The following is an 18,779-nucleotide window of genomic DNA, read 5'->3' on the forward strand; positions in this document are numbered from 1 at the left end:
CCAGTGCCGATCGGAAATGCACAGCCGTCGGTCCGTCCGGCTCAGGCGGGACGGACCGACGGGGCGGTAACCATCCCATCCGCCCACCGTGGCGGCCGTTCCCGGCGAGCCGGCGGTGGCTCACGGGCCGAACGGCTCGCCCCGTACGTCCTGGTCGCCCCGGCCATCCTGATCATCGTGCTGCTGCGGCTCTACCCGCTGCTGCTTGGGGTCAACTTCTCCTTCACCGGCGACGGTGCGCGCAACGGGACGACGGTCGGTCTCGACAACTACCTCGAGTTGTTCGACGACCCGCTGTTCCGGACCGCGCTGGGCAACGTCGGGCTGCTGGTGCTGCTGCTGCCGGTGGCGGTGGCGATCCCCGGGCTGCTCGCGACCTTCATCTACCTGCGGGTGCCCGGTCACCGCATCTACCGCAGCGTCTACTTCTTCCCCGCGGTGCTTTCCCCGGTCATCGTCGGCGCGATCTTCAACCTGCTGCTCGCTTTCGACGGCCCGCTCAACGCCGCCCTCGGATCGGTCGGCATCGGTTCGGTGGACTGGCTCGGAGACCCGGACATCGCGATGTTCGTGGTCGTCGGCGTACACATCTGGGCGACCTTCGGAATGGCCCTGGTGGTGTTCCTCGCCGGGTTCGCGACCCTGGACTCCGCGCTGCTGGACGCGGCCCGGGTGGACGGGGCGTCGCTGTTCCAGGTCATCCGGCACGTGATCATCCCGGGCCTGTCGCGCACCATCGCCTTCGTCTTCGTGACCACGATGGTCGGGATGCTGACCTCGATGTTCGGCCTGCTCTATGTGATGACCAGCGGCGGGCCGGAGGGATCCACCTACCTTCCGGAGTACTACATCTGGATCCAGCAGGGTCAGATGAATCGGCCCGCCCTCGCCTCGGCCGCGTCGACGGCGCTCTTCGTGATCATGCTCGTCGTGGGGTTGCTGCAGGTCAAGCTGCTCAGGCGGGCGGGAAGAGAGGACTGATGTCTCGCGTTCGGCCGAGTCGGTGGCTGCTGGCCATCCCGATGTCGCTGCTCGCCCTGGCGACGATCTACCCGCTGCTCTTCACCGCCAACGTGGCGATGAAGACCCGGCGCGACTACATCCTGGACCGGTTCTCCCTCACCGACGCAGTGCGCTGGGAGAACATCAGCACGGCCTGGAACAGCGCCGGCATGAGCCGGTACTTCGTCAACTCCCTGATCGTGGTGGCGTTGTCGGTGGTGCTGCTGTTGCTGCTCGGGTCGATGGCCGGATTCGCCCTGAGCCAGCTTCGGTTTCGCGGTTCGTCGGCGCTGTTCCTGGCGTGCCTCGCCGGACTGTTCGTGCCGTTCCAGGTGATCATGGTGCCGGTCGCCCGGATCATGGCCGACACCGCACTCATCGACACGTACCCCGGGTTGATCCTCGTCTACGTGGCTCAGTTCCTGCCCTTCACCGTCTTCCTGATGACGAGCTACTACCGGACCATTCCGCCGGAGATCATCGACGCGGCCCGGATCGACGGCAACAGCGTGTACGGCGTGTACCGACGGATCATGCTGCCCCTGGGCACCCCGGCCCTGTTGTCGGTCGGCATCCTCGACACCCTGTTCTGCTGGAACGACGTCCTCATGGCGCTGGTGATGATGCCCTCGGCCGATCACCGGACGCTCATGGTCGGGGTGACCTCGCTGCGCGGGCAGTACTCCGACGACATTCCCACCTTCGCCTCGGGAGTACTGATCGCCGCGATACCGGTCCTGGTGGTCTACCTCTTTCTCCAGCGCCAGATCGCCGACGGCGTCGCCGCCGGCTCCACGAAGGGCTGACATGCGGATCACCGGATATCGGACACTCACCACGGTCCAGGAATGGGGAAGACCGGTCGGCGACGCCAACGGGGTCTTCGCCGACGGGGTGGTCCCGGTGCCGATCGTCATCGTCGACACCGACGTGGGGATCTCGGGATTCGGCATCGGACCGCACGTCGAGATCGAGCGGATCTTCGCGGCGATCGACGGCGAGGACCCCCGGGCCGTGACCACGCTCTACGACCGCATGCTGCGGCACACCTTCAAGGCGGGTCACGGGGGCCCGGTGTTCGGCACCATCGGGGCGCTCGACACCGCCCTGTGGGACATCAAGGCGCAGGCTGCCGGGCAGCCGCTGTGGCGGCTGCTGGGTGGACGCGACCGGCGGGTCCCCGCCTACGCGTCCGGGCTGGACATCGCGCTGACCGACGACGAACTCGTCTCGGCGTACGAGGACTACGCCCGGCACGGGCTGCGGGCCGCCAAGCTCAAGGGCGGCCTCGACATCGAGCGCGACCGGCATCGCCTGATCCTGGTCAGGGAACTCCTGACCGAGGCCGGGCACGGCCTGCGACCGGGTCTCATGCTCGACGTCAACGAGGCGTGGAGCCGCAAGCAGGCCGTCCGGCACATCTGCGAGCTCGAACGCACCCTGGACCTGATCTGGATCGAGGAGCCCGTCCGGCGCTGGGACGCCGAAGGCCTCGCCACCGTCGGGCGGGGTGTCCGCGCATCAGTCGCCACCGGGGAGAACCTCACCGGGCTCGAGCAGTACCGTCCGCTGATCGCCGCCGACGCCGTCGACATCGTCCAGACGGCCGCGGTCGGGGGAGTCACCCACTTCCTGCGGGTGTCCGCCCTGGCGCACGCCCACGACCTGCCGGTCAGCCCGATCGGCAACAGCCCGATCGGGCTTCTGCACGCGGCGACCTCCGTGCCGAACCACCTGACCAGCGAGTTGCAGGATCTGCATCCACCGGTCGGCGTCTCCATCGATCTGCACGTCGAGGACGGCGCCTTCGTGCTCGGCGACTCGCCCGGACTCGGCGTACGAATCGACGAGCAGCGCATCCGGGCTGCGGCCCGGCACCCGCAGGCGCAGACGGCCGACGGGCCGAACGTCCGGCCGGAACGGGCCGGACGACGCCTGTTGGCGGAGGACGACGGTGTCGTACCCGCTCGGCGGTTGTCCGTCGCGGCGGTCGCCACCCCAACGCACTACGGCAACGAGGTGTCACCGACCGCCCGCCATTGACGACGGCGAGGTCGGCGTAGCGACGGTTGAGACGGAGGACTGATGAGCCGAACGGCGCTGCGGGTGCACCGGCGGGGGATGCCGTGAGGGCGCGGAAGCTGCCGCGCCGTCCGGCGGTACGCCTCACCGAGTTGGGCTTCGGGGCCTCCCAGGGCGGCAATCTGCACCGGGTGACCACGGACGAGGAGTTCGGCGCGGCGGTCGACACCGCATGGGAGGCAGGCGTCCGGTACTACGACACCGCGCCGCACTACGGGCTCGGGCTGTCCGAGCGACGGCTCGGCGCCGCACTGCGGCACCGACCGCGCGACGAGTACGTGGTGTCGACGAAGGTCGGGCGACTCCTGGTGCCCTCGCCGCAGGACGCGCAGCTGCGCGACCCGGGCGGGTTCGATGTGCCGGCGAGTCACCGACGGGTGTGGGACTTCAGCCGCGACGGCGTCCGCCGCTCGATCGAGGCCAGCCTCGACCGGATGGGTCTGGACCGGATCGACATCGCCTACCTGCACGACCCCGACGACCACTGGGAGCCGGCCGCCACCCAGGCGGTGCCCGCCCTGATCGAGCTGCGCGACCAGGGCGTCGTGGGCGCCATCGGGGCCGGCATGAACCAGTCGGCGATGCTTGCCCGGTTCGTCCGGGAGACCGACATCGACCTGGTGATGTGCGCCGGACGCTATACCCTGCTCGAACAGGGCGCGGCGGATGACCTGCTGCCCGCCGCCGAGACGTGCCGGGTGGGCGTGGTGATCGCGGGCGTCTACAACTCGGGGTTGCTGTCCCGGGACCACCCTCCGGACGACGCCCACTACGACTACCGTCAGGCGCCGCGGGAGCTGATCGAACGAGCCCGGCGCATCGCCATGGTCTGCGAGACATACGGCGTCACCCTGCCGCAGGCGGCGCTCGCCTTCGTCCGCCGCCATCCGGCCGTGATCTCGACGGTGGTCGGTGTGCGCAGCGGCGCTCAGATGGCCGAGACCGTGCGGCGGTCGGCGGCGGCCGTACCCGAGGAACTCTGGGCGGCGCTGTCGTCGGCCGGACTGCTTGCCACGCCAGCGACGGGATAGCCGCACCCCGCTGGCCCGTGCTTGCCGACAGCGAAAGCCCGACCGGGACCGGCTCCGACTCGTCGGACGCCGGTCCCGACCGGACCGTCACTGGCTGGTGCCAGCCGTGGGCCGTCAGGCGGGGCTGAACCGCCACTGCTGGTTGGTGCCGCTGTGGCAGTTCCACTGCAACAGCCGGGCGCCGTCGCTGGTGGCGGCGCTGTTGACGTCCACGCAGAGCCCGCTCAGCACGCTCTTGAGCGTGTACACGCCGGAGGTTCCGGTCGCCGTGGCGGTGAACTTCTGCTGGTTACCGTTGTTGCAGGTGGCCTGCTGAAGGAAGGCGCCCGCGCTGGTGGAACCGCCGGTGATCTCCGCGCACTTGCCGCTGTGCACCGCCTTCAGGTAAACCGCGCCGCCGCCGGCATCGACGGCCTGCCACTTCTGGTTGTTGCCGCCGGTGGCCGCCCACTGATGGATCTGGGCGCCGTCGGCGGTGGAGACGCCGCTGACGTCCATCAGCTTGCCGCTGTGCTGCGCGGTCAGGGTCCACGTCTTGCCGGCCACCCCGTCACCCGGGGGGTTATCCGGATCACCAGGCTGGCCGACGCCGGCCCCGCCGAAGGTGAACGAGTCGAGGTCGAACCAGTTGTTCGAGCTTCCCTTGAACACCATGTAGAGGGTGTGGGTTCCGGCGAGGGCGGTGACGTTCACCGGGGACGTGGACTGGTAGTTGTCCCAGCCGCCGGTGCTCGGCACCGGTGTGGTGGCCAGCAGTGTGCCGGTCGGCGAGCCGGCGCGCAGCTCGATGGTGCCGCCGCCGGACGGCGAGGACAGCCGGTACCTGACGTTGGTGATGCCGGACAGGCTCATCGGGGTGAACGCCAACCAGTCGTTGTTGGAGATGTCCCCGACGCGCTTGCCGCTCTCCGCGCCCGCCTGGTCGATGATCCGGGTGCCGGACTGGCTGCTGAAGTACTCGGCCTGCTTGTGCTTGGGCTGGAGGATCACCTGCGCCCGGCCGGTGAGCGGTGCAGCACCACCTGCTCCGCCGTTGTCGGTGTACCGAGCGTTGAGCACGTAGAACAGATTGGCGCCGTCCGGGTGTCCGCCGAGCAGATTGGTGGGGACGGTTCCCGAGCAGCCGGCATAGTCCGTGGTCTCGTGCGCGTGGTCGTCGTGCCCGAGTGCGGGGTTGAGGAGCACCTTGGCGCAGTCGATCGGGCCGCCGTCCGGATCGGTGACGGTGATCTGGTACGGCACCCGGTCACCGAAGGTGACCATGCCGCCGTTGGGCGGGGTGGTGATGGTGACCACCGGGGCGCTGTTGCCGACGGTGATCTGGACGTTGGCGAAGCCGGTCTTGCCGGTGTTGTCGGTGACCGTCAACTGTGCCGTGTAGTTGCCGTTGGTGGTGTAGACCTTCGACGGGTTGGCTGCTGTCGAGGTGGTGCCGTCGCCGAAGTTCCAGTGGTACCTGAGCGTGTCACCGGGGTCCGGATCCATCGATCCGGCGCTGGAGAACTGCACGGTCAGCGGGGCGGTACCGCTGGTCGGCGTGCCGGTGGCCTTGGCGATGGGGGACCGACCGCCCTGCACGTAGTCGATGCGGTAGAGGCCGGAGTCGCTGTTGCCGCCACCGAAGTTGGTGCCCCATTCCAGCAGGTAGAGCGAGCCGTCCGGGCCGAACTCCATGTCCATCGGGCTGTTGAACCGGGTGTTGGGGAGGAACGGGTTGGTCCGGGTGACCGCCGTCGCCGAGTCGAAGTGCACTTCCTTGATGTAGTCGCGTGACCACTCGTAGAAGAAGTGGACGCCGTCGTAGTACGGCGGGAACTTCGTCGCCGACGGGTTGGCCGGGTTGTAGCGGTAGACCGGACCGCCCATCGGCGCCGAGCCGCCCGAGCCGAGCTCGGGGAAGGTCGGCGAGGTGCCGTAGCCGTACCACATGTTCGGGGCGACGACCGGCCGCAGGTTGGTCAGGCCGGTGTTGTTGGGGGAGTTGTTGACCGGTGCGGAGCAGTTGAACTTGGCGCCGACCACCTTGGTGTCCGGGTTGTACGGCGCGTAGGGCTGGTTGTCGCCGTGGCAGAAGGGCCAGCCGTAGTTGCCCGGCGCCTTGATCACGTTGAGTTCGACGAGACCCTCGGGACCGCGGTTGGTGGTGGGCGGATTGCGGTCCGGCCCGTAGTCAGCCAGGTAGACCCAGCCGTTGGCCGGGTCGATCGAGAAGCGGAACGGGTTGCGGAAACCCATCGCGTAAATTTCCGGCCGGGTCTGCGCCGTCCCCTGGGGGTAGAGGTTGCCCGCCGGGATGGTGTAGCCACCGCCGGCCGAGGGCCGGATGCGCAGCAGCTTGCCCCGCAGGTCGTTGGTGTTGCCGGCGGTGCGCGCCGCGTCCTGCATGTGCTTGCCCGACCGCCAGTCCAGCGGGGCGTAACCCTGCCAGTTGGGGTCGAGGTTCGGGGCGACGTCGTCACCGGTGCCGATGTAGAGGTTGCCGTCCGGGCCGAAGTCGATGTACCCGCCGGTGTGGCCGGGCTCCGGGAACGTCCGGTCCCGGTACGCGGGAATGTCGATGATGGTGACCCCGCTGGACATGTTCAACGTGTCGCCGGTGAGGGTGTAGCGGGAGACCCGGTTGATGTCCGTGGAGCTGTTGGCCGGTGAGTGGTACAGGTACACGTACCCGTTGCTCGCGAAGTTCGGGTCCAGCGCCAACCCCGTCAGGCCGTCCTCACCGCCGGTGTAGACGCTGAGCGTGCCGGCGGTCACCGTACTGTTCGTGCTCGGCTTGAAGATCTTGACCTGGCCGCCACGTTGGACGTACAGCACCCGACCGTCGGGTGCCACGGCCAGCGCCATCGGGTCGACGGTGTTGCTGTCGAGGGTGCGCTTCTCGAAGTTGCCCCAGACCGTGCCACCGCAGTCGCCGGGCTCGTTGCCGGCGGCCCACTTCACTCCACCCAGGACGTGGTTGCGGAAGTGGGTCTCGCTGTAGGACTCGGCGGCATGGCCCATCGCGGTGCTCCAGACCCGGCCACCGCTGATGCTGCGGCACCAGGAGATCGGATGGTCCGGACCCATCGCCCGGGAGCCCGGGTTGTACGTCCGCTCGTCGGCGGTGACCAGGACGTGCACGTTGCCCCGTGGGTTCTTGTCGAAGTTGTACCATTCCTCGCTGCGGTTCCAGCGATCCGGCAGGCTGGCGGTCGACGGGTGTTTCTTGTCGGCGACGATGGCGGTGCCGGGCAGCACACCGGGGGAGTGCTCCGGCATGTGCGCTCCGCCGTTCACGGTCTGGTCCCACCACGGGTACTCGCCCTCGATGCCCATGTCCGTGGCGTTGTGGATGGCGACGATGCCCTTGCCGCTGGCGAGGTATCCCTCCACCGCCTGGCGTTGGGCCGCCGAGGTCCACACCATGCCCGAGGTCTGGAACATGATGAGGACGTCGAAGGTCGCGAGGTTGGCCGGGGTGAAGACGTTCGAGTCCTCGCTGTGCACCAGCTCGAAGTTGTTTGCCGCCGCCTGCTGCTGGAACATCGAGACCCCGGCGGGTATCGAGTCGTGCCGGTAGCCGGCGGTCTTGGTGAACAGCAGGGCGCGGAAGGCCGGGGCGGCCGATGCGGGGTGGACGAGCGTGAGCGAGAGCATCAGGCCCGCGATCACTCCGATGATCAGTGTGTTGCGACGCATGCCGTCTCCTAGGTCGGGCGGGCAACGGTGGAGTGCGACTACGGCCCGACGGCACGCCCACATGACCAGCCAGTTCGGCAGAACGTCACGCAGCGTGATTTAAGCCGTGTCCGCATTCCGTGGTCGGTGGTGGTTTAGAGGGGATATCGACGTCTGTCGATGTTTGGGGGAAGCGTCCTACGTCGCTCCTGGTGAGAGTGATGGGCGTGTGATCCCGCTGGCTCGCCCGGGGCTGCCCGTCGAGGTGCGAGCCGACGGCTGCTCGGGTTGAGGATTGCGGAGAATCATCGAAACATCTATCTTCATACGTGTGATGTTTCGCTGGTGTCAAGCGAATGTTTGCAACATAAGAACGTAACCCTCGCAGCCAGCTGCGAATGTTCCGTCGTGCAGCGCCTTCGATCCGCTCGGCAGCGTGGGCACGGATCTCGTCGGTGACTACTACCTGTAAGGGCTGCCCGCGATGTCAGATCCACGGCCGGTGCCGCTGCTCGCCCTGCGCGGCATCGGCAAGTCCTTCCTCGGCGTACGCGTCCTCGACGGCGTCGACCTCGACGTCGCGCCGGGCGAGGTGCACGCCGTCGTCGGCGAGAACGGGGCCGGGAAGTCCACCCTCATGAAGATCATCTCGGGGGTGTATGTCCCCGACGGAGGCACCATCGACTTCGCCGGTGAACCGCGTGCGTTCCGCGGTCCGCGTGACGCCCAGCGGGCCGGGATCGGCATGATCCACCAGGAGTTCACCCTGCTGCCGGAGCGCACCGTCGCGGAGAACGTCCACCTCGGCCATGAGCCGGTACGCCGCGGCCTGGTCGACCGCCGGCAGATGCTCCACCGCACCCGGCAGGTGCTCGCCTCGATCGGAGAGAGCGCCCTGCCGGCCGACGCCCGGGTCGGCCGCCTCGGCGTCGCCCAGCAGCAGGTCGTCGAGATCGCCAAGGCGCTCGCCCTGGACGCGCGGCTGCTCATCATGGACGAGCCGACCGCGGCGCTGGCCGACCACGAGGTCGAACTGCTCTACGGGCTGGTGCGCCGGCTCCAGCAGCAGGGCATCGGCCTGTTGTACGTCTCGCACCGGCTCACCGAGGTCTTCGACCTGTCCGACCGGATCACAGTGTTGAAGGACGGTCGCCGGATGACCACGGTGCACACCGCCGACACCACCGCCGACGACCTGGTGCGGCACATGGTCGGTCGGGAGTTGTCCAGCTACTACCCCGACCGGGCCGGCCCCGAGGATCTCGGTCCGGTCCGGCTCACCGTCCGCGGCGGAGGAAACCGGAAACTCCGCGACGTGGACCTTGAGCTGCGGGCCGGCGAGGTGCTCGGCGTCGGTGGCCTCCAGGGCTCCGGGCGCTCGGCGCTGGCCCGTGCGGTCTTCGGGGCCGCACCGTTCACGACCGGCGAGGTCACGCTTGACGGCGTACCGGTGCGGCTGCGCTCGCCGCGCGCCGCGATGCGGGCCGGTGTCGCCTACGTCACCGAGGACCGCAAGGGCGAGGGGATCGTCGCCCGGCAGTCGGTGCTCGACAACGCGCTGCTCGCCAGCCGGGCCGCCGTCGCGGCGCGGTCCGGCCGCGTCGCCCGGACCGCCCGGATCCGTGAGCTGCTCGCCGCCGTGCGGGTCCGCAGCGCCGGTGACGACCAGGAGATCCGCTTCCTGTCCGGCGGCAACCAGCAGAAGGTCGTGCTGGCCCGATGGCTCATGCTCAACCCGCGGATCCTCCTCTTCGACGAGCCGACCCGGGGCATCGACGTGGGTGCGAAGTCGGCCATCCACGATCTTGTCCGCCGGCTCGCCCGCGACGGCGCGGCGGTTCTGATGATCTCGTCCGAACTGCCCGAGCTGTTGGGAATGAGCGACCGGATCCTCGTCATGCGGGACGGCCGCATCGCCGGTGAGTTGCCCGCCGGCGCGACCGAGAAGGACGTGGTCGCCCTGGCGGTCGGTTCGGTGGAGGCGGTGGCGTGAGCGCTCTCGCGTTCCGGCCGACGCGCTGGGCCGTGCCGGGCGTGTTCGTCGCCCTGGCCCTCACCCTCGCCATCGGCTGGCTGGTCGTGCTCATCGACGGCGGTCAGCTGTTCAACCAGTCGACGACGGTGAGTCTGCTGCACGTCGCCGCCGGGCTCGGGCTCGTCGCGGTGGGCCAGACCCTGGTCATCCTCGGCGGCTCCCTCGACCTGTCCGTGGCCTACGTGGTCAGCCTCAGCACCCTCCTGGCGGCCGAGACGATGAACGGCAGCGACGCGGCTCTGCTGCCGGCGATCGGCCTGGCCCTGACGGTCAGCGCCGCTGTCGGGCTGTTCAACGGCCTGCTCGTCACCAGGCTCCGGATCAACGCGTTCATCGCGACCCTCGGCGTCGGCCTACTGCTCAAGGGGTACCTCGACAACGGTTACGACGGACCGGCCGGCGCCACCTCGCCCACGCTGGTGCAGACCCTCGGCTACCAGCGCATCGGCCCGGTGCCGCTGTCGTTCCTGCTGCTGGTCGCCGTCGCCGGGGTGGTCTGGTTGGCGCTGGCCCGGACCCGCTTCGGTCACCACCTGGTCGCCGTCGGCGGTGATCCGGAGGTCGCCCGGCTCTCCGGCGTCCGCAACGACCGGGTGCTCGTCACCGCCCATGTGCTGTGCTCGCTCTGCGCCGGGCTCGCCGGGATCTACCTCGCCAGCCGGCTCGGCTCGGGCGCACCCCGGGTGGGCAGCGAGGGTCTCTACGACCTCGAGTCGATCGCCGCGGTGGTGATCGGCGGCACCGCCCTCGCGGGCGGACGCGGCGGCGTCCTCGGCACCGTCGGTGGCGTGCTGCTGCTCGCCAGCATCGATGCCATCTTCAACCAACTCGAGGTCGACGCCTTCTTCAAGCAGGTGATCCGGGGGGTCATCATCATCGCCGCGGTCGCCGTCTACGCCCGCCGGGCCCTGCGCAAGGGGGCTGCCTGACCATGCAGACCGTCCAGCGCTCTCCGCTGTTGCCGCGGCTGCTGCGGGTACGCCCCGGCGGCCTCGCGCCGATCATCGCGCTGCTCGCGGTGCTGCTGATCCTCGTCGCCGTCCGGCAGTCCGACTTCTTCGCCCCGCCGTCGTTGATGTCGTTCCTCGGCCGGTCGGCGCCGATCATCCTGCTCGCCGCCGGTCAGTACTTCGTGATCGTCTCCGGTGAGTTCGACCTGTCGGTCGGCGCCCTGGTCACCGCGCAGGTGGTCGTCGCCGCCCGACTCATCGACAGCGAGCCGGCGCGCACCTGGCCGGTGGTGGTGCTGCTCCTCGGCTTCGGAGCACTCGTCGGGCTGGTCAACGGCGTGATCACGACGCGCCTGCGGGTCCCGTCGTTCATCACCACCCTCGGCATGCTCCTGATCCTTCTCGGGGCGGTCTATCTCTGGTCCGACGGCGCACCCAAGGGCGGGCTCTCCGACGAGTTCCGCCGGTTCGGCCGGTGGGCCTTCGAGGACGTGCCGGTGCTCGGCCGCGTCCCGTACGCGTTGATCGTGCTGCTGGCGTTCGCCGCGCTGGCCGTGCTGGTGGCGCGCTCCGACTTCGGGCGGACGCTGATCGCCGTCGGCGACAACCCGCGCACCGCCGAGCTGAGCGGGGTGCGCGTCTGGCGGCACCGGAGCATCGCATTCGTCCTCAGTGGAGTCGCAGCGGCGGTGGCGGCGATCCTGATCGGTGGGTACAGCGGCGTGTCGTTCCAGGCCGGAGCCGGCCTGGAGTTCGGCGCGATCACCGCGGTCGTCCTCGGTGGTGTCGCGCTGGGCGGTGGTCGTGGCTCCGTCGTCGGCGCGATGCTCGGCGCGCTGACCCTCGAACTCCTGTTCGCCCTCATGAATTTCTACGGCGTCTCCGGCGCCCTCAGATCGACCGTCCAAGGCGCGATCATCCTGCTCGCCGTGGCGGTTTCGGCACCGCGCTCCTCGTCCAGATAAGGGGAAAACATAGTGCGACGTACCATAGCGGCGCTGGCCGCCGTCACCCTGCTCGGCCTCGCTGGCTGCGCCACCGACGAACCGGCCGCCGGCCCGTCGGGCAGCGCCTCCGCCGCCGGATCGGGCACCGGGGAACAGTCGAAGTTTTTCGTGCAGGCCGACTACGAGGCCGAGCTCGCCCTGCTCGACGCCACCGCGACCGGGCCGGCCGACCGACCGTGGGAACAGGTGCTCAACCCGAAGATGGTGGACACCGCGAAGTTCAAGAAGGCCGGCCCGTACAAACTCTGCTTTTCCAACGCCGCCCTGAACAACCCGTGGCGGCAGGTCGGGTTCAAGACCATGCAGGCCGAGGTCGAGGCGCAGGGCAGCCGGATCAAGGAGTTCGTGCACGTCGACGCCGAGGGCAAGGACCAGAAGCAGATCGCCGACATCAACGACCTGCTCGGCAAGGGCTGCGATGCGCTCATCGTCTCGCCGAACACCACCGCCACGCTCACCCCGGCCGTGGCGGCGGCCTGCCAGAGCGGGCTGCCGGTCATCGTCTTCGACCGCGGCGTCGACACCCCGTGCCCGGTGACCTTCATCAACCCCATCGGTGGGTACGGCTTCGGCCACGTCGGCGCCGAGTTCGTCAGCCAGCGGATGAAGCCCGGCGGCAAGCTGCTCGCCCTGCGCATCCTGCCCGGCGTCGACGTCCTGGAGACCCGCTGGTCCGCCGCGAAGGTCGCCTTCGACAAGGCGAAGGTCGACGTCGTCGGCGTCGAGTTCACCGACGGCGACCCGGCCAAGACCAAGAAGATCGTCAACGACTACATCCAGCGGCACGGCACGATCGACGGCGTCTGGATGGACGCCGGCGCGGTCGCCGTCGCGGCGGTCGAGGCGTTCCAGGACGCCGGTAAGCCGGTGCCACCGATCAACGGCGAGGACCAGCTCGACTTCCTGAAGCTCTGGAAGGACAAGGGACTCACCGCGATCGCGCCCACCTACCCCACCTACCAGTGGCGTACGCCGATCATCGCCGCGCTGCGCGTCCTCGACGGCCAGCCGGTGTCCAACCCGTGGAAGCTGCCGCAGCCCACGATCACCCAGGAGAACCTGGACAGCTACCTCGACCTGGACATGCCGCCGCTGCACTACGCGATGTGCGGCTGCACCGACCTGCCGGGTTACCCGCAGCGCTGGAAGTAGGTGCCGTTGTACGCCATCGGTGTCAACCCCTGGGTGTGGGCGTCGCCGGTCGACGACCGGGCCCTGGCCGAGCTGATTCCACGGATCGCCGGGTTCGGCTTCGACGCGGTCGAGCTGCCGATCGAGCAGCCCGGCGACTGGGATCCGGTCCGTACCCGTGACCTGCTGGCCAGGCACGGCCTGACCGCGGCCGGGGTCTGCGCGGTCACCCCGCCCGGGCGGGACCTCGTCAACGCCGCCCCGGCGGTCGTCGAGGCGACCGTGGCGTACCTCAAAGGTTGTGTGGACAGCGCGGCGGCCGTCGGCGCGCCCTGCGTCGGCGGCCCGGTCTACGCCTCGGTGGGCCGGACCTGGCGGATGACCCCGGCGGCCCGCGCGGCCTGCTACGCCGAATTCCGCCGCGCGCTGGCCCCGGTCGCCGAGCATGCCGCCGAGCGGGGCGTGTCCATCGGAGTGGAAGCGCTCAACCGCTACGAGACCAGCGTCGTCAACACCGTCGAACAGACGGTGGAGCTGATCGAAGGGCTGCCGTCGAACGTCGGCATCATGCTCGACACCTATCACCTGAACATCGAGGAGGCCGACCCGTACGCCGCCGTGACCCTCGCCGGGCCGCACATCAAGCACGTCCAGGTCAGCGGCACCGACCGGGGAGCGCCGGGCGGGGACCACCTCGACTGGCCCCGCTTCTTCGCCGCCCTGGCCGGAACCGGCTACCGGGGCGCGGTCTGCATCGAGTCGTTCACCGCGGAGAACGAGACGATCGCCACCGCCGCGTCGATCTGGCGTCCGCTCGCCCCGTCGCAGGACCGGCTCGCCCTGGACGGCCTGGCCTACCTCCGGGGGCTCCTGCGATAGGAGCGGGCCACTGATCGAATCCTCCACTCCGGGAAGGAGAACCCGTGTCCGTACCATCTCCTCTCACCTCGACCAGACCGGTGCTGGCCGCAGCCACGGCGGTGGCGCTGGCCGCGGTGGCCACCGCAGCCGCCGTGGCCACGTCCGCCGCGCCGGCGCTCGCCGCCACCACCACCCTCTACGCCTCCCCGTCCGGTAGCGGCAGCAGTTGCAGCGCCGCCCAACCGTGCTCGCTGACCGCCGCCCAGAGCGCGGTGCGCGGGCTGAACAGCTCGATGTCCGGCGACATCGTCGTGCAACTCGCCGACGGGGTGTACCGGCTCTCGTCGCCGCTGCGGCTGACCGCCGCCGACTCCGGCACGAACGGCTACCGGGTGGTGTGGCAGGCGGCCCCGTCGGCCCGTCCCGTGATCAGCGGCGCCCGGGCGGTCACCGGATGGTCGCTGGTGGACGCCGGGCGCAACATCTGGCGGGCCAACGTCGGCGCCGGGCTGGACAGTCGGCAGCTCTACGTCGATGGAGCCCTCGCCACCCGGGCCCGCACCCAGGTCAACCGGGCCGACTTCACCGCCGACAGCACCGGTATGAGGTTCACCAACAGCGCGTTGAGCTACCTGAACAACCTGGCCAACCAGAGCCGGATCCAGATGGAGAGCGTCAACTCGTTCACCGACCGGTACGTCTCGGTGCAGAGCATCAGCGGGAACCAGATCCGGATGCAGCAGCCCGGCTGGAGCAACAACAACTTCGGGTACGACACCTTCACCAGTCCGCACCGGGCCGGGCCGCTGTATCTGACCAACGCCTACGAGTTCCTGGACGCGCCGGGGGAGTGGTATCTCGACCCGGGCAGCGGTGCGCTCTCCTACATTCCGCTCCCCGGACAGAACATGAACAACGTCCGCGTGGAGCTGCCGACGCTGGAGTCTCTGGTCAATCTCGGTGGGACGTACGCCGCGCCGGCGCACCACATCACCTTCACCGGAATCACCTTCACCGGCACGAGCTGGCGGGGAGCCAGCAGCAACCAGGGCTACGTGGACCAGCAGACCGGCGCCTACATCTACGGCAACTGGAACTGGCCCAGCTTCACCTCCTGCCACAACGGCTGCCCCCAGTTCGAGGCCACCCGGCCGAACTGGCAGCAGATGCCCGCAGCGGTCCAGATCTCGGCCGCCGACAACATCACCTTCAGCGACTCCCAGTTCGTCAACCTGGGACAGACGGCCATCGGGATCGGCAACGACGCCAACGCCCACGCCAGCGGCGTCGGCCTCGGCGCCAGCAACATCACCATCACCCGCTCCGAGATCGCCCGCAACTCGGCCGGCGGCATCGTCGTGGGCGGGGTGCGCGCCGACGCCCATCACCCGAGCGACCAGCGCATGGTCAACCGGGACATCACCATCAGCAACAATCGCCTGCACGACCTGGGAATCGAGTACCGCGGCATCGTCTCGGTGCTCACCACCTACGTCACCAACGCCACCGTCTCGTACAACGAGGTCTACAACATGCCGTACACCGGTATGTCCATCGGGTACGGCTGGGGCTCCAACGACGCCGGCGGCAGCAACCACTACGCCGATCGGGGCCTGTACAACTACCAGCCGCGCTACAGCACCGCCACCACCGCCTCCAACAACCGCCTGATCGGCAACTACGTGCACGACGTCATGCAGCAGATGAACGACGGCGGCTGCATCTACACCCTGTCGGCGAACCCGGGCGCCCTGATCAGCGACAACTACTGTCTGCGGACCAACGGCCACTTCGGGCTCTACTTCGACGAGGGCTCGCGCTACTACACCGCCCGCAACAACGTCTTCTCGTCCACCGGCACCTGGGCCACCGCCAACTACTGGTTCGCCGAGAACATGGGCAACTTCACCGTCACCAACAACTGGTCGACCAATGGCAGCACCAACGTGACCAACGGCGACCGGGGCAACGTCGTCTCCGGCAACGTGACGGTGACCAACGGCAACTGGCCCGCCGGTGCCCAGGCCGTGATGACGGCCGCCGGGCCGCAGGGCGGCACCACACCACCGCCACCGCAGGGCGTACGGATCGTCGGCGCCCAGTCCGGCCGCTGCCTGGAGATCGGCGGGTCGAGCACCACCAACGGCACCCAGGCCCAGCTCTGGGACTGCCACGGCGGGACGAACCAGCGGTGGACCTACACCGGGAGCAAGCAGCTGATGGTGTACGGCAACAAGTGCCTGGACGCATCCGGGCAGGGCACGGCAAACGGCACCCTGGCGATCATCTGGGACTGCAACGGTCAGACCAACCAGCAGTGGAACGTCAACGCCAACGGCACCATCACCGGCGTCCACTCCGGGCTCTGCCTGGACGCCAGCGGCTACGGCACCGCGAACGGGACGAAGGTGCACCTCTGGGCCTGCCACGGCGGCACCAACCAGCAGTGGAGCCTGACCAGCGGCTGACGCTCGCTCGACGGGTTCCGGCGCTTGATCGACACGGTATCGGCGGAATGGCGGTGTCCGACCGGGGGTGGGACACCGCCATTGCCGCGGAACGGAGTCGATCAGTTTCGGGCTGGGCCTGTTCGACCGGCAGGTTTTCGCACCACGAGGCGGGGAAGCCAGCGGCATGGCCGAGACTTTCCAGGACCAGGATCTCGCCACGCTGCGATCCATCGCCCGTGGTGCCGGCATAACGGACACCGAACGCATGGCGCACGACGAACTGGTCGACATGTTGCGCCGGGCCGGACTGGCGGAGCCGGACGGCCGCCCCATCGAGACCGACCTGGGCGGTTCGGACCTCTACCACGCACGGGGTGTCGGACGCCGCGAGTCCGCCGGCGGACCGGCCGCCCAGACAACGGCCCGCGAAGACACCGACCGGCCGACCCAGGATCCCGCCGGTCTGTCCGTCCTGCCCCGCAGCGACCTCAACCTCGGTGACCAGAGCACCGGCGGGCGGGCCGCCGAGGAGGCGATCGGCGCGCGCCCCGGCGAGTCGGGCACCGAGATCGACGACCGTACGCAGAGCTGACCCGCTGCCGCAACTCGCGGGCCCTGCCACAGGACGCCGCAACTCGCGGTCTCACCCGGCCCGGAAAGCCCAACATGCCGCAACCCGTGCCGTCCACATCCCCAGGCACAGCGGCCACCACGTCTGGATCCTCGGCTGGTCGAGGAAAGCGCCGATCCCACGGCGCTGATGGAGTGGATGGGCAGCGTTTCCTCACCCCCTTCACTGCTCCCTTTGCTCTGCTTCAACCCACGCAACGGGCTCAGCGGCAAACCGTTGCGTGGGTTGAAGCAGAGCAAAGCGGCCACAACAAACACGGGTGAGGACCTGGCCGGCAGCGGTGCCGATCGACGCCTGGAGCCGGTAACTTCTCCTGTGGTCAGGAGGAGGCCGTTGGCGCGGAACGTGGATTTCTGGTTCGACCCGAGTTGCCCGTACACCTGGGTCACCTCGCGGTGGCTGGTCGAGGCCGCAACGGTCCGGCCGCTCGCCCTTCGCTGGCATGTGATGAGCCTGTCCGTGCTCAACGAGGGCCGGGACGTCGACCCGGAGGGCGACACCGAGGGTTGGCTGTGGCGCCCGGTGCGGGTCTGCGCGGCGGTGCGACAGCGGCACGGGCAGGACGGGCTGGCGCGCTTCTTCACCGCGTACGGCGAGCGGGTCCATGAGAGAGGCCAGTGGGGCGACTTCGGTGACGCGCTGGCGGACGCGGACCTGCCGAGGGACCTGGCGGAGGCGGCCGGCACGACGGAGTTCGACGCAGCAGTGCGCGCCTCGCACGCCGAGGGCATCGCGCTGGTCGGCGACCACGTCGGCACCCCGATCATCGCCACCGAGGACGACATTGGCCGGCGGGTGGCCTTCTTCGGCCCGGTCATCTCCCGCATTCCGCGCGGCGAAACCGCCGGCCGGCTGTGGGACGGCACGCTCCTGGTCGCCGCCACCCCAGGCTTCCACGAACTGAAAGGCCGCCCCCACGCCGCCCTCCACCACCCTGGTTGATCATAAAGTTAGCGGTGAAGTCGATCTCCTGAACTGTCGGCCGCGCCGCCGTCGTCCTGCCGGACAATGTGCTGTTCGAGGGTGGCGCGGGGGAGAGCCTGCGGAAGCGGCTGCTGCGCGCACCTAGGCCTCACCTGCGATCGTTGGCACTTCAGCTGCACTTCCGACGGCGTGTCGTGCAGCTCAGCCGCCAACGATCGTGGGCTTACGAGGGGCAGAGGCCAAACTGGGTCAGGGCGGGGAGCGAGCATGGCGCGATGACCACCATCTGTGAACTGCTTGGATGCCCGTCACCATCCAGGGTGTCCCTCCGGGTGCCGTGCGGTGGCATTCACTCGACGGTCAGGACGACCTTGCCGCGACCATGCCCGGTCTCCACCACACGGTGGGCGTCGGCCACCAGGGCCAGCGAGACGGCCAGCGCCTCACCGCCGGCACCGTCCAGGGCGGCGTCGACGCCGTCCGGTGCGACTGCCCGTACGCGCTCCAGCAGACCGTCGCCGTAGGCGACCGGGATCGCGCCGAGCGAACGCAGGTAGTCGTGGTTCACCTCGCGGGCGGTGCCGATGACGGTGGCGCCCCACTGGACCGCCAACTGCACCGCGACGGTGCCGACCGCGCCGGCCGCCCCGTGGATCAGTACGGTGTCGCCCTTGCCGACGTTCAGCTCCCGCAGCGCGATGTGCGCCGTCTGCGCTGCGGCGCTGAATCCACCGGCCACCTCCCAGGGCATGCCGGCTGGTTTGGCGGTGACGTGCCCGGCAGGTACGACGACATGCTCGGCGTACGCGTTGAGCAGGTCGAAGCCGAGCACCTCGGTGCCGACGGCGATGCCGGTGACGCCCTCGCCGATCTGGTCGACCACGCCGGCGAACTCGTTGCCCGGGATCCTAGGGAATCCCGGCGGCGTGCCGGGCGGCGTCCAGCCGGCCCGCACCGCGCAGTCGAAGGGCTGCACGCCCGCCGCCCTGACCCGCACGCGTACCTGCCCCGGGCCGGT

General features: G+C 69.4%; 13 protein-coding genes and 1 pseudogene. 12 read left to right on the forward strand and 2 right to left on the reverse strand.

Going from position 1 to position 18,779, the window contains the following annotated elements:
- Positions 1–3: 3 nt before the first annotated feature.
- From Vqi01_RS09655 to Vqi01_RS09670, 4 genes are all read left to right on the forward strand, one after another.
- Positions 4–981: a carbohydrate ABC transporter permease gene (locus Vqi01_RS09655; RefSeq protein WP_204034361.1), complete on the forward strand. Its 978-nt coding sequence runs from the start codon at positions 4–6 to the stop codon at positions 979–981.
- On the forward strand, positions 981–1,808 hold the full coding sequence (locus tag Vqi01_RS09660; protein WP_204034362.1) for a carbohydrate ABC transporter permease: 828 nt from the start codon (positions 981–983) through the stop codon (positions 1,806–1,808). Before Vqi01_RS09655 ends, Vqi01_RS09660 begins: the two co-directional genes overlap by 1 nt.
- Position 1,809: 1 nt before the next feature.
- Positions 1,810–3,045 (forward strand): mandelate racemase/muconate lactonizing enzyme family protein, encoded by a 1,236-nt coding sequence (locus Vqi01_RS09665; RefSeq protein WP_204034363.1) that lies wholly within the window; start codon positions 1,810–1,812, stop codon positions 3,043–3,045.
- A gap of 83 nt (positions 3,046–3,128) precedes the next feature.
- The gene (locus Vqi01_RS09670) at positions 3,129–4,115 is read left to right on the forward strand and encodes an aldo/keto reductase (protein WP_204034364.1); all 987 of its coding nucleotides are present in this window, start codon (positions 3,129–3,131) and stop codon (positions 4,113–4,115) included.
- A 114-nt stretch (positions 4,116–4,229) separates the two neighbouring features.
- Here the strand turns inward: Vqi01_RS09670 and Vqi01_RS09675 are convergent, their stop codons facing one another.
- Positions 4,230–7,793 carry a ThuA domain-containing protein gene (locus Vqi01_RS09675; RefSeq protein ID WP_204034366.1) on the reverse strand — a complete coding sequence of 1,188 codons (3,564 nt, stop codon included), beginning with the start codon at positions 7,791–7,793 and terminating at the stop codon, positions 4,230–4,232.
- 463 nt (positions 7,794–8,256) lie between these two features.
- On the opposite strand from Vqi01_RS09675, the gene Vqi01_RS09680 reads away from it, so the two are divergent.
- The 8 genes from Vqi01_RS09680 to Vqi01_RS09715 all read left to right on the forward strand — a co-directional run bounded on the left by Vqi01_RS09680 (position 8,257) and on the right by Vqi01_RS09715 (position 17,779).
- Complete coding sequence (locus Vqi01_RS09680; RefSeq protein WP_204034367.1) at positions 8,257–9,765, forward strand: sugar ABC transporter ATP-binding protein; 1,509 nt, start codon at positions 8,257–8,259, stop codon at positions 9,763–9,765.
- Positions 9,762–10,736: an ABC transporter permease gene (locus tag Vqi01_RS09685; RefSeq protein ID WP_204034368.1), complete on the forward strand. Its 975-nt coding sequence runs from the start codon at positions 9,762–9,764 to the stop codon at positions 10,734–10,736. Before Vqi01_RS09680 ends, Vqi01_RS09685 begins: the two co-directional genes overlap by 4 nt.
- A gap of 2 nt (positions 10,737–10,738) precedes the next feature.
- Positions 10,739–11,722, forward strand: a complete 984-nt coding sequence (locus tag Vqi01_RS09690; RefSeq protein ID WP_204034369.1) for an ABC transporter permease — start codon at positions 10,739–10,741, stop codon at positions 11,720–11,722.
- A 12-nt stretch (positions 11,723–11,734) separates the two neighbouring features.
- Positions 11,735–12,916, forward strand: a complete 1,182-nt coding sequence (locus Vqi01_RS09695) for a substrate-binding domain-containing protein (RefSeq protein ID WP_239098291.1) — start codon at positions 11,735–11,737, stop codon at positions 12,914–12,916.
- 6 nt (positions 12,917–12,922) lie between these two features.
- On the forward strand, positions 12,923–13,774 hold the full coding sequence (locus Vqi01_RS09700) for a sugar phosphate isomerase/epimerase family protein (protein ID WP_204034371.1): 852 nt from the start codon (positions 12,923–12,925) through the stop codon (positions 13,772–13,774).
- A 44-nt stretch (positions 13,775–13,818) separates the two neighbouring features.
- The gene (locus Vqi01_RS09705; RefSeq protein ID WP_204034372.1) at positions 13,819–16,224 is read left to right on the forward strand and encodes an RICIN domain-containing protein; all 2,406 of its coding nucleotides are present in this window, start codon (positions 13,819–13,821) and stop codon (positions 16,222–16,224) included.
- Positions 16,225–16,390: 166 nt separating this feature from the next.
- The gene (locus Vqi01_RS09710; RefSeq protein WP_204034373.1) at positions 16,391–16,798 is read left to right on the forward strand and encodes a hypothetical protein; all 408 of its coding nucleotides are present in this window, start codon (positions 16,391–16,393) and stop codon (positions 16,796–16,798) included.
- A gap of 372 nt (positions 16,799–17,170) precedes the next feature.
- Positions 17,171–17,779 carry a mycothiol-dependent nitroreductase Rv2466c family protein gene (locus Vqi01_RS09715; protein WP_204034374.1) on the forward strand — a complete coding sequence of 203 codons (609 nt, stop codon included), beginning with the start codon at positions 17,171–17,173 and terminating at the stop codon, positions 17,777–17,779.
- Between the two features lie 331 nt (positions 17,780–18,110).
- Here Vqi01_RS09715 and Vqi01_RS09720 read toward each other — a convergent pair.
- Positions 18,111–18,776: pseudogene (locus tag Vqi01_RS09720) on the reverse strand (NADP-dependent oxidoreductase); the annotation flags it as partial.
- Between the last annotated feature and the right edge of the window lie 3 nt (positions 18,777–18,779).

The sequence above is a fragment of the Micromonospora qiuiae genome, from assembly GCF_016863555.1.
Taxonomy (GTDB): domain Bacteria; phylum Actinomycetota; class Actinomycetes; order Mycobacteriales; family Micromonosporaceae; genus Micromonospora; species Micromonospora qiuiae.

Coding starts and splice junctions, on each gene's coding strand:
- Vqi01_RS09665 (WP_204034363.1), top strand. CDS start 1,810: ATGCGGATCACCGGATATCGGACACTCACCACGGTCCAGGAATGGGGA.
- Vqi01_RS09675 (WP_204034366.1), bottom strand. CDS start 7,793: ATGCGTCGCAACACACTGATCATCGGAGTGATCGCGGGCCTGATGCTC.
- Vqi01_RS09690 (WP_204034369.1), top strand. CDS start 10,739: ATGCAGACCGTCCAGCGCTCTCCGCTGTTGCCGCGGCTGCTGCGGGTA.
- Vqi01_RS09660 (WP_204034362.1), top strand. CDS start 981: ATGTCTCGCGTTCGGCCGAGTCGGTGGCTGCTGGCCATCCCGATGTCG.
- Vqi01_RS09710 (WP_204034373.1), top strand. CDS start 16,391: ATGGCCGAGACTTTCCAGGACCAGGATCTCGCCACGCTGCGATCCATC.
- Vqi01_RS09680 (WP_204034367.1), top strand. CDS start 8,257: ATGTCAGATCCACGGCCGGTGCCGCTGCTCGCCCTGCGCGGCATCGGC.